The following is a 15,439-nucleotide window of genomic DNA, read 5'->3' as shown; positions in this document are numbered from 1 at the left end:
TATTCAATTGAAGTGGTTTGCAATTAAATTCCGCCTTTTAATCGTTGCCATCTTCTCGTTCCTGCTGTAGACCGTTTTAACCGCCATTTCTCGCCGGCACCACCCGATACGTCCGTTTAGGACCGACATTTTGCAAAATGCGGGTAGGCATGCGGGACATTTTCCGTACGTCCGTGACCCCTTTGGCGTTTTTGGTAACGGTCAGCTTCAGGATCGCGCCTCTTAATCTGGCCGTATGCTGCGGCAGCTCGGTCGATACGAAGTTCCCCAAGGAGGAAGCCGCTACCCGATTCAGGACCCGTCCGTCCCGGTCTTTCACCTTGTACATTTTGACCGGATGCAGCACGTGGGGATGCGCGCCAAGTACGACATTCACACCATTTCGGAACAATTCATGCATCAGGCGGACTTGGCCCCGATCGGGCCGCGAGCGGAATTCTTTGCCGAAATGCAGACATACGACGATAAAATCGGCAGCGCGCTTTAAGCTGCGCACGTCCGCCGCAATCTTATTGCGCACGATACGGTTGACCATCCAGGACGCCGGCACGCGTATCCCGTTGGTTCCGTACGTATAAGCCAATACGCCGATCTTGATTCCTTTTACGTTAACGATAAGCTTCCGGCGGGATTCCTGCGGGGAACGGGACGTGCCCGTATGCCGCAAGCCGTGCCGATCGAGGACATACAGCGTTCGCTTCAATCCGGCCGATGTCCCGTCCATGCAATGGTTGTTGGCCGTACTCAGCACATCGAAGCCGAGGCTCCGGAGCGTGGCAGCGAAGGCGTCCGGCGAGCTGAACAGCAGTTTTCCGGTCTTTTCTTTGAACCTGTTCCCCGAGAAGGTCGTCTCCAGATTGCCGATCGTGAAGTCCGCTTTACGCAGGTAAGGCTTCACTCTTGAGAATATAGGCGAAAATCCGCCTTCTCGCGCAGCCGAGGCGATCATGTTCTTTTTCATCAACAAGTCCCCGACCGCAGACAATGTGATAGTTGTCATCGCCCGCTTCGCTCCTTCTAAAATAACGGATGCATCATGTTATGTGGGGTGTTGGGGACTGCGTGCGCCGGGCAAACGCAAAAAATCCGGCGTCAGATGGGCCGGATTTTCAAAATCGTGCTGCGAAATTAAAGCCTCGGATCCATATCCTTTTCTCTGGCCACTTCGAACAGCAGGTTGGCTGCAATCTGATTAAACGACTCGTTTGCCGGCTCGATGTCCGACAGCTTGATCGCCAACATCTGCTTGCCCAGCCGATGTTCGTTCAAAGAGGTCCGCAGCTTAGGCGCGATGTTCTTCTGCTTGATCAGCTTGCCGTACTTGTGCGGAAACTTGTAGTCGTAGCCGTAGATGATCGACAGATAGCCGGGATTGCGCACCTTCATATACGGAACCGTGCCGGGATGCTCGAGCTCGGGCTTGATGACGATGCCTTCCATGCCGTTCTCGACGGTGAGCCTGGAGAAAAAAGCTTCGGCGCCCGCATAGGCGTCGGGGCTCTCAAGGTCTAGCACCATATATTCGTCGTCCGACACGAAGCGATAGTTGTCCGAAGTCTTGCCTTCCGGCAGTCGCTCGTCGCCGTTCTCGCCTACCTCCTTAAGCAGCGCAAACGGCTTGTAATCGATCTCGGCATCCCCCGCATACAGCTCAAGCTGGAGCCTATACACTTCGAAGGCTTCTTCGTGCTGCGCCAGAGGCACGCGCGTGTCCCGGATGCCGCGGACGAACTTGTACGTTTGATACTGATGCGTGCCGTATTTGTCGTTCAACGCTTCCTTGGTCGCGTGATGCTGATCTTGCTCGAACCCGCTGTTCTCCCAGGTCTCCACCAGCTCGCCCAGCGCCTTTTCGAACCCGTGCCGCTTCAGGAAATCCAGCTCCGTCTCCAACGCCTTCCCGATCGGCCGGAACTGCCGTTCGATCAGCCCTTCGCCCAGTGCCTTCCAAGGCAGCAGCTCTCCGTCCAGCACCAGCATGGCGATTCCCCGCTCCGACATATACGGTCCGAACTTCCGTAGCAAGCCCTCGTAGATCGGCTGCATATCCACGGCCTTGACCTGATAGCCGTTGCGGCTGACCGCCCGGCACTGCTCGATATCGCGATGCAAATAAACGTTGCATCTGGAGCCCATGTACTTCGGCTGCAGCACGACTTTGCTCACGCCGCGCTCCGCGAAGTAGGCGAGCCCCTTGCGCAGCGATTCGAGTTCGCCCGTCTCCAGGTCCTTGTCCGCCGGCGACATCGTGCCCGAGATATAGTTGATGCGATGGCGGGCGCAATAGCGCAGCCTGCGAACGGATTCGGCGTCCAGCTCCAGCAGCTTGACCTTCCGCTCCTCGCGGAAAAGCGTCGGCAGCTCCTCGTGGAAAGCGGCGGTTTGCGATTTGCGGCTCTTGAAAAACGGCTTATACGACATCCGGACGCCCGTCAGCAGACTGCCGTGCGCGCAGCCGGTGTCGAGATGAATTTTGTTTTTGATCCTAAATGCTTGCTTCGCCGCGACGTGCCCGAACAGATGGTAAGGATGGTTGCCCGTCGCTTCCTCGCGCAGAAAATGCAGTTGGTCTTCCGCCGGAAGCGCGCGATCGAGCCTGAAATTCCGCTGGCGGCGCAACGAGTCGGCGTCGAGCTTGCCGATATGAACGCTGCGGCACGGTGCATGGGTGACATAAAAGGAGGATCTGCCATCGCCGCCGACATAGCGGTAGAAGGGGCGGGACGCTTCCACAAGCTCGGCGAATTTTCCGAACAACGCCTCGTCAGCCTGCAATGCCGGAATGGAGTCGAAATACGCATCCGTCAGCTGCGCGTCGGCGCCTTTGATTTCCCCGTTGATATACTTCAGCACGAAGTTCTCATGGTTGCCGAGCACAAACAAGAAATGATCCCGGTTGCGATGCAGGAACTCGACGATGTCCCGTGTATGCTTGCCCTTGTCGATCCAGTCGCCGACCAGAATCACCCTCGCTCCCCGTACCTTATCCGTCGGCACCATGCGGCCATCCTCGATACGATAGCCGAAGTCCGCCAGCAGTCCCTGCAAGTCCGCGGCGCATTCGTGGACGTCCCCGATGACGATATACTCCGCATCCCTGGGCAGCACCGACGCCGCGTATTCGTCCCCATTTTCCACCGTGATCCGGTATTCCGGGTTAGCACGCAGCTCCTCCGGGAAATAGAAATCCTTGGCCCGCACCTTGTGGATCCTGTCGTAGCCTTCGCGCGACAGCACGGGAAGCACGTCCTTGCGAAGCCGATTCAGATGTGTAGTGATCAGCTTCTTCGATCGCTCGGAAGCATAGTAGTCGCCGCGTCTGCGATAATCGAACAGCACGACTTCGATATGGTAGTGGTTGTCGCGGGCGATCTCTCGCACCTTGGCGCGGAAATCTTCGGCCAACCCGAGCGTATCGACGATGACGAACTCGGCATTGATCGGAAACGAAGTGACCAGCTTCAAGCGCTCAAATAGCAGCTGGAACGCATGCGAGCTGGACTCCAGCATCAACTGCTCGTATTTGTCGTATGCATAGCCGAGCAATTCCTGCCGGATGGCGTCCGACGACAAATACTGCACGTTGGTCCGCAAGCCCCGAGCCTCATCCGTCAGACGCAGCTGCGGAATCATTACTTCTTTTGCAAACGTCGTCTTGCCGCATTCGCTTGAACCGACCAGCATAAATATTGTATGCACGCGCGTCGCCATCTCCATGCGCTACTCCTCCCCTCTCCGGATGATAACGCCCTGCGTCGTATGAACGCCGTCCACCCGATCTCCGATTTCCACGAACTCGTAATCGAGCGGCAGCCCTTGTACCGTATCCGCAAACCATTGCCGGAACGCCGCCTGGCCCAATTCCCATTTATGATCGTCATGCCGGAACCCTTCCAGCTCGTAATACCGGTTAAAGTCCGCGTTCGGCGTCGTCACGATCAACCGGTCGAAGTCGATCTCGGTGCCGATTTGCCGGACAAACGCCGCTGCCTCTCCCAGGCTCATATGCTCGACAACCTCCGTGAGGATGACGTCGACCTGCTCGCCGTTATACGTTTCGAGGAAGCGGTCGAGCGAGCCGAACGTCGCGATATTCTCAATCTCCCTGGCCGCCGCTTTTCTCGCAACGGTATCCAGCAGCTCTTCGTCGATGTCCACCGCGTAATAAGCGCTCTCCAGCTTGCTCGCAAACGGAATCGCATAGAAGCCCTCGCCGCAGCCGATGTCGAGGATCGGTTTGTCGAAAGGCAGCACGCCCGCAATGAAGCTGCGCCGCTGCATCGCCGTACCGCCGAACCCCAATTCGATGGCATATCGGTCCGTCCGCTCCACGACCGCCTTGTACTTCTTGAACCGCTCCCGCGAATGAAGGAAGTTTCTCGCAAACAGGCTGCGAATGAAAAACGGCGCATCGATGACGTTCAGGCTGGGAACGTACTTGTCGAGCACGGCATCCGAGATGTCGATCTGCTCGTCTCCGAACATCGACAGAAACAGGCACAGCACACTGGCAACATGCAGCAGACCGTACAGGCTTTTTCTCGTGACGATCGTGAGCGCGTAGCTTTTGTGCGCCCGGTGCTCCAGCGTGAAGGAATAATCCGTCAGGTGCTTTTCAAAAAAATCAATGTAGCGAAGCCGATCGATGTGAATCATGTTGATGAAAAAGACGTGCTCGCAGCCTTCCTCGTCGCGGTCGTCATGCTTTTTGAACGGCGCCGCGAAAAATTCGTTGATCGCGCTCAGCGGAAACAGCGGCGTGTTGTACCTGGAGACGTTCAAGTATTCGAAGCTCTCGTCTTCCTGCTTTTTATATGAAATATCGTTGTCGGCGTCCTTAAAGTAAACGTTGTACGTCGAATCGTCCGAGTACCAGCCGTAGGCCATGCCTTGGCGGATCTGCCGCAGCTGCATGCCGGTAGACGGATTTTTGCGGATCAGAAACGTAAACTGCGGATGGCTCGACTTGAGTTGAACGATGGCCATTAAAAAATCATCCTCTCTGTGGCGAGCGATAAGGCGGGGGACAACTAATCCTTGTACGGATCGAACTCGTCCGCGCCCGCCATGCACACCCCGATCGGCTTCAGCACGTGCAGCACGTCGATCGTCCCGGCATGCGCGTCCAGCACCTCCTGCAGCCGGCGATAGACGAACGGACTCTCGTCCGTCCCCGCGCCCCGCAGCTCGACGCCGAATTCGCGGACCGCCCGCTTCATCTGCTCCGGCGTGATCTGACCGCCCGAGCGGGTACGCGTCTTCCAGTTCATTTTGCCGGCCGCCTGCGTGCGGCTCATCACCCGGCCAGCGCCGTGGACGGTGCTGTAGAAGGAGTCGCGGTTTTCCGCCGTATCCTTGCCGCGAACGATGACCGAGATATCGCCCATGCTGCCGCCGATGAACCCAAGCTGACCCGGCGCCGAAGGAGTAGCGCCTTTGCGTACGACGATCGTATCCTTGCCGCCGTGCGGCTCGCGCCACGCATAGTTATGGTGGTTATGGACTTGGAAGTCCGCCTCCGCGCCCACGATCGACAGCACCTGCCGGATCACGTAGTCGCGCCCGGCATACGCATAACGGCCGGCCAGCTTCATCGCTCTGTAGTACAGATCTCCGAGCTCGCTGTCGAGGTCGAACAGCACGGGCGGCTGATCCATCTTTTCGCCGGGCGCATTGCCCAGAAATTCGCGTCCCGCCGCAAGATTCAGGAAGCCGCTGGCGGTCTTGTGGCCGAACCCCCGGCTGCCGAAGTGATTGCCGATCCACAGGCGGCCCGTGGCGGGCTCCACGAACAAGTCGACGTAATGGTTGCCGCTGCCGACCGTTCCGAGTTGGTCGCGGGCAAGCTTCTTCAGCTTGTCGTGCTCCGGCCGCCCGATCGCCGCATAGACGCTCCAATCCGGATCGTCGAACAGCTCGTGATCGACCGGCTCGCTGTTGATGCGGCCGACGCCGAAGGACACCTTTCGCGCGATTTGATCCATGATGCCGGCGAGGCGAGGCAGCACATCGCTTGCCATCAGGTTCGTGCGAACGGCCTTGTTGCCGCAGCCGATGTCGTAGCCCACGCCGGAAGGCGATATCTGACCGTCATACGCGATCACGCCGCCGATCGGCTGGCTCGAGCGTTTGTCGTGGTCGGCCATCAGCAGCACTTGAACGACGTTGCCGTGCACCGCGCAGGTTATCGCTTGGGAGAGCGCGCTCTCGTCGGGCTTGCCCCAGACACGCACGCCGTCTATCGTTTGATAGCTCATGATGTATCGTTACGCTCCTTTATGTTGCAATAATGAACAGCGGCTAGGCGCCCCATACCTCCCGCAGCGCCGACCGGAACAGTGCATCCAGCCTGTCGTCCAGGCGTTCGGCCTGCTTGGCTTGCGACGCTGCGCTTTTCTCCAGACGATCGAGGCGTTCCTCCAAATACTCGTTAACTATAGTGAGCCGCGGCTCGTAGTCGAGCTCCTCGCCCGCCTTTTTACGATCCAGCAGCTGTTGCACCGTGGGCCAGAGCTCGCCGTCCCGCGGGAGCAGGCGGTCCGCCAGGACGTCGAACGCCATCGGCGGCATGCCGCCGTACCGCTCGATCCACTCGCACGCCAGCACGGGGCGCAGGACGTAAAAGTACTTTTTGATCTTCACCCGGTCGCCCTGCAGGTATGTCCGATAGTTACCGCGGGCCATGTTCAGGTAGTGGTACATGCAGGACTTCGGCGAAAAGGTGAGCGGCGAGATCGCGCGCAGCTGCTCCGCCACGGTGTAGCGCTCGGCGTACCGGATCGGCGATTGCAGCCATTCGAGCAGCGGCGGGTTGGACTTGCGGTACAGGTTCAGCGCCTTGCGCAGATCCCAACCGCTGATGTCCAATCGATCGCTGATCGGCCGCTCGATGACATCTCTTTTATCGTATATGGACAAATACCAGTCCGGCTCGCGCACATAGACGAACCGCACGTCGTAATCGCTGTCCTGCGACGGGAAACCCCACGCCCGGCTGCCCGATTCGCAGGCGTACAGGATGCGGACGTTCTCTTCCCGCTCCAGCCGCTCCAGCTGATCGCTTATCGTTTTTCTGATCGTTTCCATCTGAAAATCACCTCTATGTAGAACAGCGGCTCCGTTATTCCGAAGCCCGCCGCCCTGCTGTCGTGTTGTGCTGCGAATTCCCCATTCCCGCCCTCGCCCGAATTCTGCCGACCTGCACGCGGTGGTTACAGTGACTGGTACGCGTTACGCTCGTCACATTGCTGGGCTCATGATTGATAGGTTGGACATGGCCCCCGTGTCCGAGCGAGTCCAACTTTCCCTGTTGGCGGGTTTGTGCACGCCTCGGCCGATCCGGACTACCTTTGCAGCTACTTCTCGATGAGATCCGTTGTCCAGTTCATCTCCTGAATGCGGAAGTCCATCTCCCGGTAGGCTTTGGACAGCGCATCCACGCGAGCTTGAAGCTGTACGACGTCCACCGTCCGCTCGAACCTGACCTCCGAACGGCTGAACCGGTCCTGCTTGATCGACGCCTGCTCGAGCAGCTCGGCGAGCAGCTTGCGATGCTGCATGAGCCGGTCGCGCTCCGCCAGCGCGTCCGAGATGCTCAGCTCCGCGTTAAACGGCGTCGCCGCATTCGTCTTGTTGATCTTGCGCACCCAAGACGTCTGCTCGGCGAGCGTCTGCTCCAGCTCCACGATCAGCGCGGCCGGATCCTCCGCAGGCGTTTCTCCCTCCTGCACCTTCACGACCCGCTCCAGCCGCTGCCGCAGCTGCGCGATTTTTTTCTGGCTGTCCGCCCTGCGGACCAGCGCTTCTGCCAGCTTCATGTTGATGCACCTCTTCTGTTAGTTATCGATCTCGATCGCTTCGATTCGTTCGACCACGGTCGCATAGCCCTTGGCCGACTGCGCGATGTAGCTCAGCACCGTGTCGCTCCAGCCGTAAATATAGAACGTACCGGGATCCTGCTGCGGCACCATCGCGCCGCGGTAAGGCGAGACGTCGACGATAAACGCCTTGACGCCCGGGTTCACCTTTGCCCTGTACTTCGCCAGCGCTTCATAAAACGGACTGCCCGCATTTTGCTGTTCGTCCGTGATGATGACGATCTGCTCGACCTTGCGCCGCTCTGCCAGCAGCTTGCGCACCGGCGCGCCTGTATCCGTGCCGCCTCGTGTCCGGATGCGCTCCGCCTGCGACAGGATGCTGTCTCTGCGCGAAGGCCTCGCATCTTCGGCGGCGGTATCGAACAGCCAGAACAGGGAGTCGCCTTCGGTCTTCTTGTACAGCGCCAGCGCGAACACCGAGCCGATCTGCAGGTAGTCGCCGGTCATCGAGCCCGAGATGTCGAGGAAAATCGCCGTGCGGCCCGCGAGTTCCGGCAGATGATCGAACGTATACTCTGTCGCGTCCCTCAGTGCGTCGCGCAGAACCGGATGCTCCACCTGCCGGAACGCCTTGGCGAACCGGAACGGCAGGATCCTCACCTTTGCAAGCGCGCGTTGATCAGTCAGCCGCTCGGTCACCGCCTGCAGGTTGTGCCGATCCTCCAACACGCCTGCCCGCTCGAGCGTGTTCAGATGACGGAGCAGCGCGAACGTCGGCATCTGGGCGATCAGCGCTTCCCAGATCGCCTTGGTCGGCTTCACCGCGCCCGTGACGACCTCGTGCGGCAGCTTGCCCGTCTCGATCCAGTACAGCCGCTCGGCCTCGGTCGTCGCCTGCTTCAGCTGCTCCAGCGCATGGACCTGCGGCAGCAGCGACAGATTCGCTTCCTGGCCTCGCAGGTACCGGTAGAGCGCCTGCTGCTTCAGGTCCGCCGGCTTCGGGTGCGCCGTCGCGATCGCGTCGCCGAGGCTGTAGCCGCGGCCCCGGCCGTTGTACTTGACGGCCCAGTATTCGGACACGCCGGCCAGGAATCGGTTCACCTGCCGCTTCACGGCCCGGCCGCCCTCGCCCCGGCCCATCCCCTGGAGGATGGTCTGGAAGTCCGACAGATCGGACGGAATCTGCACGACCTTGAGAAAGATCTTCGCGAACAGGTCGGGCCGATAGGCCGACAGGATCGCCAGGCCGTACAGCGGCTGAAGCCGCATGTAGCCTTCGCCCCGCGCATAGACGAGCGCCTTGGCCATGAACTGCGGATCGCGCTGCGCCATCTCGCGGTGAAGCGCTTCGGCTTCGGCCAGCAGCGACTGACTGTCCGCATAAAACGTATTGCCCATCGTATTGGTAACCAGCGTCTGTACGTACCGCTCCTCTGGGGAGCGCTCATAAGCCGGATAGCCTTCCTGGTTCAATGTCGTCGGCCTGACGGCCGAGAACAGCTTTTTAGCGAAACTCATGGGAAATGACCTCCTTAAAAGAGAGCGGAGCGAGGAAATGGCCGAGAAGGTTCACGGAAGGCCTGCGTAAGGCCGTGTCCGTCCCTTATGCTTAGATCGAAGTACCCCTCTCGTTCGCCTCGCGCCGTCTGTCTTGCTGCATCGTTGAGGAAAAGGGTCGGAAAGGCATGCTGCTCTACCATCTGAGCTATCCCGCCGCAGCGGGAGTTGGACTCGAACCAACGACAGGCCGATTAAAAGTCGAAGTAGCCCTTCCATGCGCCTCAACGAACGTGTATGACTTTATTGCGTCTGCGCCTCGCCTTTTCAGCGTCGGCTTGTGCTTCTATCATCGCGCACATCCGCTGCCGCGAACATGGCGCAAGTATGACGACTTGTAAAATTTATCCGAAATTCGATGCCCTTTTCGAGGCTGGAGCGCCTCTGTACGGCGTTTTCGTATAGCGATTGGAAACGGACGAAGCCGCGATCGCCTCCGGTTTCACTCGGGCCGACAGCCCCATCGCTTCGATTCTTCCGACCAGCTCGGCGACCATCGCCGACGTCCGGTTGCGTCTCTCGTCCGTGCCTGCGTCGATATCGACGAACATCGCCAGGCTCGCGCCATGGTAGGCGTGGGGCAGGAGAATATCCTCCAGCGCAGCCCGTTTCCCGGCATCGAAGTAGGCCGCGATCTCCTGGCTGTAAGTCGTTTCGAGACTCAGCTTTTCTCGCAGCGAACGCAGCTCCCGCGGAACGATCACCTGGCGGTAGCAGAACCAGGCGCCCCGGCCCGGCCGGAGGATCACGACGGACGTCACGAACTTCGTATGTCCAGCGTGTACCTGCGCGTCCGTCCCGACGACGAGTTGGTACGCAGCGCGCGGATCGCGCGCCATGAAGCTTCGGATGCGTTCGAAGACGTCGCCGAGCGATAGATTTTGTTCGGAGAGATTGCGGAAGACTTGCTCGTGAAGCATGGGGTATACGTGTCTTTTCATAAGTGTCACCTGTAGCGCAAGGCGGCTTCTTCCTTTCTTGTTTGTCGTATTGGCAGGGTTGGCAGGGCTCGAACCTGCGACCGTCCGATTAACAGTCGGGCGCTCTACCTGCTGAGCTACAACCCTATGGATTTAGAGGCGTGGACGGGGCTCGAACCCGCAGATCCGGACGTGAAAGGCCCGTGTGTTCATCCAGTTTCACCACCACGCCGCGGCGGTTCAAAGTCAATCGAATGGCTGCCCGGGCAGGATTCGAACCTGCGGTGGATGATTCAAAGTCATCTGCCTTGCCGCTTGGCTACCGGGCATCGTATGGGGAGACCAACCGGACTCGAACCGGTACTGGCGGATTCACAGTCCGCTGCGTTCGCCTTTTCGCCATGGTCTCCATAATAGGTTGCGATTGTTGTCGTGGGCCCCGCCCCTGCCTTATGGCAGGAGCGCGCCGCCTCCTTTCCTCGTTTTAATATCGCTTGACGCGGTATGTACTTTGCAGGGGCCGTTCAGGTATGAAAAAAGACCCCTGTCGCCCTCGGCTCTTCCTCTAAGGCTGCATTCAGCCATAGAAAAAGACCGCTCGGCTACAAGCAGTCTTTACGGGTACGCATATGTATGCCGTCGCCGGAGGCGTCAGGCTGTAGAAAACAACCGACGAACCGAAGCGGGTTTGCGCCTGTAAAGAATGCCGATATGAGATTGGAAATACAGATCATGCGAGTTAAATAAGCTTATCTCTCGCTGGCTGCCTTTAATCTGGGACATCGGGCTGCGATGGTCTGGACGTTCATAGATAAAATTCGTGTCGCGCATGTTCCGCACTCCTTTCTCCAATTCAGTATGTTGCTGGTAATCCTAGCATCGGACGATTAACGCTGTCAACCATAAATGGTATGAATGATATCATGGAGGAAATGGGTTGGAAAGGTTCTGCGCTTCAATCCTGTCTTTATGATCGAAGCGATTAGGTTTCGAGCCTAATATAACTTTTGGCGAAGTAACCCTTCCGTGCGCCTCCATGATGCCGTGTCCCCGATTGCCTTGCGGCCCTCGGCTTCACAACCTGATTTTCACAGCAATCGCATCGATCGAACAGGGCGAAAGTATGGCAACGCGTAAAAAGTTTCCATATTCCCCTGCCTTTTCTCTTGATACAATGGTACAAAGATGGCAGGAGGTGCGCGCATGGCACGGGAAAGCTTCGATAAAGAGGTTCAGTTTCTTCGCATGCTCGCGCTGGCGGGCGGCGCCTACAGCAGGCAGCAATTCGCCGACCGGCTCGGCATCTCCGTGCATACGTACGACAAGACGCTGCGCTACATCAAGGACATGCGAACGGCGCTGTCCTCCGAAGCGGCCGAGGACCTGGCCGAAGGTCTGCGATACAACCATTACGAATCCGCGGACCCGCTGCTGCTATTTCTTTTCAGGTCCAAATCGCTGAAGGATTCGGAAAGCGTCCGGCTCGCGGTTCTTATCGGCTTGATGCAGGGCGAAGCAATGACCGCCAAAGAACTGCTGGACGCCTGCAGCGACAGCATGCCTTCCGACTATGCTTGCCCCGACGAGAAGACCGTTCGCGGGGATCTCAAGTATCTGGAAGAGGTCGGCGTTATCCGCCGCATGGATGGCGGTCGGCCGTACAGGTACCGCGCCGATATCGATCTGATCGATCGGTTGGCCGACGAGGAGCTGCTCGACCTTTACGATTACGTCGACGTGATGGCGAACACGCAGGTACCCGCCGTTCAGGGCTATCTGCTGCGAGACACGCTGAAGAAGGCGCTGACGAGACGCGGCTACGGACCCGAGACCTTCGACGTCCATCTGTACAAATACCACTATCACACGCGCATTCTCGACGAGGCGCATCTGTACACGATATTCGAGGCGATCAGGGAGCACCGCAAGCTCACCTTTCTCTATCTGTCGCCCAAGAAAGGCAAGAACTATGCCTCCAAGAACACGAACCCGCTGTTCGAGCGCGAGACGGAGGGACGCGTCGAGACAGCTCTGCCGCTTCGCGTCGTTTACGACCATCAGTACGGCCGCTGGTATCTGATCGGGCATAGTCCCCGGCTCGGCACAATGAAGTATCGCCTGGAGGGCATCACCCAGATCGAGATGGGAGAAGCCGTAGACGCGGAAACCTTCGGCCGGCGCCTCGAGGCCGTCGAACAGGAGCTCGAACACAGCTGGGTGACGGACTCGCACCGGCGCGTGAAGATCCGGGTGCGATTCTACAACCCTGGACGGGCTGGCGCGAACTTCGTACGCGAACGCGTCGAGGCCCAAGGCCAATGGGGCGTCTTGACGGACGAGTCGGACACGACTTTCCTCTACGAGATCGAGGTCAACGGCATTTACGAGATCAAGCCGTGGCTGCGCAGCTTCGGCTCGAGCTGCGAAGTGCTGGAGCCGGCCTGGCTGCGCCGGGAGCTGATCGCCGAATGGAAGGAGATTCAGGCCTACTATGAACCCGTTCGAGAAAATCTTTAATTATCAAATTCTGTCGCGGCTGGACGAAGCGGATTCGATCGCCCTCACGACACACGAGCGTTCTTGGTTGAAAACGATGCTCGAGCATCCGGCATCCGACGACGCGTTCGCGGCGGGAACGTTGTCAAAGCTACGCGATTTGCTGCGGAACGAGGATTCCATCGACAGCCGCGCGTATATCATACAAAAAGCCAAAAGCCGGGAAAGGCAGGTCTATCACCCCCTGCTCCGTCCGCTGCGCCGCATGATTCAGGAGGGCAGCGGAATCAGGCTCACGACAAGGCTCAAGCACGGCGGCGTCCAGGCCAATCAGAACGGACTGCCCGTCAAGCTGGAATACAATATGGTCAAGCGGGAGTGGTACCTTCTCTGGTACAATGCCCGCGGCCTCATGTCGAGCAAGCTGCAGCATATCGTATCCGCGAAGCCCCTCCCGCTTCCGCCAGAGCGCTTCGAGGATTTGCGAAGCCGGGCATTCGCCCTTCTCGAGGAGCGGCGGACCCATGCGGTGATCGAGATCGTCCGCGAGTACAACGCGGAGCTTTCCCGGATCCTCTACGCCTTCTCCTGCTTCGACAAAACCGTCAGCTACGACGAGAATCTGGACTTGTATCAGATCCGAGTCTCCTGCCTCGCCGACGAGAGCGAATTCCTGCTGTCCAAGATTCGATTCCTGGGACGCCGGGTGCGCATCGTCGAAGGCGAACAGCTGCGTCGACGCATGCGCGAGTCGGCGGCCTGGACACTGGCCAGATACGAGGGAACACCGGATTCGCAGCCGGCCCCGCAGCCCCCGGGAGATGCCGGGTCCGCCTCTTGACTCGCCCAAAGCAAGCGTCTTACTTGCGCGGAGGCAGCAGACCCGCTTTGCCGTCCCGCACCCAATATACGCGGTCCGACACCGGACTCGGCATAAGCGCCACGCTGCGCTTCGCCATCGTGCGGAAGCCGGATTCCTCCGCCAGACGTTGTGCCTGGCGGAGCGTGTCCATCGCTTCGTCCGCGCGAAGCACGATTACCGTCTTGCGATTCGTGAACGCGACCAAATAAGGTTTCCGGCCGATCCACCCATTCAATTCGGGGTCCAAAAACTGGCACTCCGCCGGATGCGTGTCGTGCATATACACCTCGAACATGCAGCTGTCCAAAAGCGTCGGCAATCTCATCCTCGGCTCCTGCCAGCCCTGCCGCCGGAGATTCCGGTAGGCGATCTTTCTCAGTTGGTCCTCACGCAGGTCCGGATTCTGCTCCAGCATCTCCGTAGTGATGATCTTGGTGAGTCCGTCCTTGATTTCCAGATATACTTCCCGCAGTCCCGGCAGTCGCTCCGCCGACAGACCGCCCGCCTGTTTGCGCATCGCCTCGGCGTATCCATCGTCCCGCAGCGCAGGGTAGATATAATCGGAGTCGAGAATGTATATCTCATCTTTCTTTTCGCATGCAAGCTTAGAACTGCGAACGATATCGTTCAAATAATCGACGGCCGCATTCAGATCCCCTCCCGCCATGTACGTCTGATACGTATTGTGCAGACTAACCTGTGCCTTCCCGATCTTGTCGTCCATCTCCAGCAGCAACGGCTCTCCTTCCGTCATCCTCACTTCGATCTGCAAGCTTTCCGCCAAATGACGCTTCATCATCTCCGCGAACTGTTCCGGCTGATCGTACAATCTTGCCTGCCTCATGCCAATACGCCTCCTCAAAATGTCTCGGCAAAATAAAACACCCCGACAAGACGTCCAATGACGTCCTGCCAGGGTGTGCTTCACCGCTGGGTTATAGATTGCTTACGCGTCGTTAACACATAACGCCATTTTTCGAACATTAAGCACTGCCCCTGCTTGCTTTAAAAAGTCAAAGCCTAAAATACCGTCTAATTCCAAACCGTAGTCCATGCTCCCGATCTCGACTTGGAAGTCTTTTATTGTCGATTCGCCTACCCTAACGGCGTCAATGCTTTTCGTGTAAACATACTCCACGCCGCCAACTCCGCGAATCATATCTACAAGATCGTTTTCTTCAGGAACCATACCTATTTGTTGCACGGCATCCGCGTTCAAAAGCGTACCGGCGGAGCCGGTGTCAAGCAATACCCTGGTCAAAGTTAACGGCCTTTCCCTGAACATAACCGTCATACTGACAAAAGGAAGTCCGTATCTTTCGGTTATCTTCATTTTGGACCACGAATCCCCAAGTATCGCTCTCGCGCCACAACCTCCGGACGAGAGGTATGAAAAAAACAATATTCGCGATGCGGGGCTTCCTGATGAAGTTCGCTGTACCGCTTTAGCGCCTTGGTTGAGTCTTCGAAGACATCAATAACGGTCATTTCTTCAATATAGCGCTGTCCTTCCTTGGAATAGGCCTTCGTTGCCTCAAGCACGACCCATTCATTGGGGAAGCGCTCTTGAACCTCATTCCATCGCATGTCGGACACCTCCGATAGCATGATCAGCCGTATTATAACATAGCGGGTTTACCGCCGAATCCAGTCCTCCTCGCCCGGGCAAAACAAAACACCCCGACAAGACGTCCACGGACGTCCTGCCAGGGTGTGCTTCACCGCTGGAAATATATCTACAAAAGAAAGTAAGTGTATATGAGGTAAAAAACCCAATCACAGCGCGG

Annotated in this window: 14 protein-coding genes and 4 tRNA genes; 2 read left to right on the top strand and 16 right to left on the bottom strand. The window is 58.2% G+C overall.

From position 1 onward, the window contains the following. Nucleotides 1-76: 76 nt before the first annotated feature. The 13 genes from KVT38_RS12890 to KVT38_RS12830 all read right to left on the bottom strand — a co-directional run bounded on the left by KVT38_RS12890 (nucleotide 77) and on the right by KVT38_RS12830 (nucleotide 11,125). Nucleotides 77-1,000 carry a CapA family protein gene (locus KVT38_RS12890; protein WP_217594132.1) on the bottom strand — a complete coding sequence of 308 codons (924 nt, stop codon included), beginning with the start codon at nucleotides 998-1,000 and terminating at the stop codon, nucleotides 77-79. Nucleotides 1,001-1,128: 128 nt separating this feature from the next. Then, a complete protein-coding gene (locus KVT38_RS12885) occupies nucleotides 1,129-3,717 on the bottom strand; it encodes a metallophosphoesterase (protein ID WP_217594131.1) in 2,589 nt (862 codons plus the stop codon). Nucleotides 3,718-3,720: 3 nt separating this feature from the next. Further along, nucleotides 3,721-4,986 (bottom strand): class I SAM-dependent methyltransferase, encoded by a 1,266-nt coding sequence (locus KVT38_RS12880; protein WP_217594130.1) that lies wholly within the window; start codon nucleotides 4,984-4,986, stop codon nucleotides 3,721-3,723. A 44-nt stretch (nucleotides 4,987-5,030) separates the two neighbouring features. Then, entirely contained in the window at nucleotides 5,031-6,257 is a 1,227-nt protein-coding gene (locus KVT38_RS12875; RefSeq protein ID WP_217594129.1) for an RtcB family protein, read from the bottom strand. Between the two features lie 43 nt (nucleotides 6,258-6,300). Further along, entirely contained in the window at nucleotides 6,301-7,086 is a 786-nt protein-coding gene (locus KVT38_RS12870) for a nucleotidyltransferase domain-containing protein (RefSeq protein ID WP_217594128.1), read from the bottom strand. A gap of 269 nt (nucleotides 7,087-7,355) precedes the next feature. Beyond that, a complete protein-coding gene (locus KVT38_RS12865) occupies nucleotides 7,356-7,817 on the bottom strand; it encodes a DIP1984 family protein (protein ID WP_217594127.1) in 462 nt (153 codons plus the stop codon). An 18-nt stretch (nucleotides 7,818-7,835) separates the two neighbouring features. Then, on the bottom strand, nucleotides 7,836-9,335 hold the full coding sequence (locus KVT38_RS12860; RefSeq protein WP_217594126.1) for a TROVE domain-containing protein: 1,500 nt from the start codon (nucleotides 9,333-9,335) through the stop codon (nucleotides 7,836-7,838). Between the two features lie 383 nt (nucleotides 9,336-9,718). Further along, nucleotides 9,719-10,315 carry a ribonuclease H-like YkuK family protein gene (locus tag KVT38_RS12855; RefSeq protein WP_217594125.1) on the bottom strand — a complete coding sequence of 199 codons (597 nt, stop codon included), beginning with the start codon at nucleotides 10,313-10,315 and terminating at the stop codon, nucleotides 9,719-9,721. Between the two features lie 50 nt (nucleotides 10,316-10,365). Next, a tRNA-Asn gene (locus tag KVT38_RS12850) sits at nucleotides 10,366-10,441 on the bottom strand. 10 nt (nucleotides 10,442-10,451) lie between these two features. Next, nucleotides 10,452-10,526, bottom strand: a tRNA-Glu gene (locus tag KVT38_RS12845). A 23-nt stretch (nucleotides 10,527-10,549) separates the two neighbouring features. Continuing rightward, nucleotides 10,550-10,623, bottom strand: a tRNA-Gln gene (locus tag KVT38_RS12840). 5 nt (nucleotides 10,624-10,628) lie between these two features. Beyond that, nucleotides 10,629-10,703 (bottom strand) — tRNA-His (locus KVT38_RS12835). A 242-nt stretch (nucleotides 10,704-10,945) separates the two neighbouring features. Next, a complete protein-coding gene (locus KVT38_RS12830) occupies nucleotides 10,946-11,125 on the bottom strand; it encodes a hypothetical protein (RefSeq protein ID WP_217594124.1) in 180 nt (59 codons plus the stop codon). 372 nt (nucleotides 11,126-11,497) lie between these two features. Between KVT38_RS12830 and KVT38_RS12825 the strand changes: the two genes are divergently transcribed. Then, nucleotides 11,498-12,811, top strand: coding sequence for a helix-turn-helix transcriptional regulator (locus tag KVT38_RS12825; protein ID WP_217594123.1), 1,314 nt, complete (start codon nucleotides 11,498-11,500; stop codon nucleotides 12,809-12,811). Further along, the gene (locus KVT38_RS12820; protein ID WP_217594122.1) at nucleotides 12,786-13,631 is read left to right on the top strand and encodes a WYL domain-containing protein; all 846 of its coding nucleotides are present in this window, start codon (nucleotides 12,786-12,788) and stop codon (nucleotides 13,629-13,631) included. Before KVT38_RS12825 ends, KVT38_RS12820 begins: the two co-directional genes overlap by 26 nt. Nucleotides 13,632-13,650: 19 nt before the next feature. On the opposite strand, the gene KVT38_RS12815 is transcribed toward KVT38_RS12820, so the two are convergent. The 3 genes from KVT38_RS12815 to KVT38_RS12805 all read right to left on the bottom strand — a co-directional run bounded on the left by KVT38_RS12815 (nucleotide 13,651) and on the right by KVT38_RS12805 (nucleotide 15,239). Beyond that, nucleotides 13,651-14,496 (bottom strand): hypothetical protein, encoded by an 846-nt coding sequence (locus tag KVT38_RS12815; protein WP_217594121.1) that lies wholly within the window; start codon nucleotides 14,494-14,496, stop codon nucleotides 13,651-13,653. Between the two features lie 102 nt (nucleotides 14,497-14,598). Next, entirely contained in the window at nucleotides 14,599-14,985 is a 387-nt protein-coding gene (locus KVT38_RS12810) for a retropepsin-like aspartic protease (RefSeq protein WP_217594120.1), read from the bottom strand. Next, the gene (locus tag KVT38_RS12805) at nucleotides 14,982-15,239 is read right to left on the bottom strand and encodes a hypothetical protein (RefSeq protein ID WP_217594119.1); all 258 of its coding nucleotides are present in this window, start codon (nucleotides 15,237-15,239) and stop codon (nucleotides 14,982-14,984) included. The genes KVT38_RS12810 and KVT38_RS12805 overlap by 4 nt, the downstream gene beginning before the upstream one ends. Between the last annotated feature and the right edge of the window lie 200 nt (nucleotides 15,240-15,439).

This window comes from Cohnella sp. GbtcB17, assembly GCF_019091135.1.
GTDB lineage: Bacteria > Bacillota > Bacilli > Paenibacillales > Paenibacillaceae > Cohnella.
Note: the sequence above shows the minus strand (reverse complement) of the source record. Positions and strands in the feature narration are given on the sequence as shown.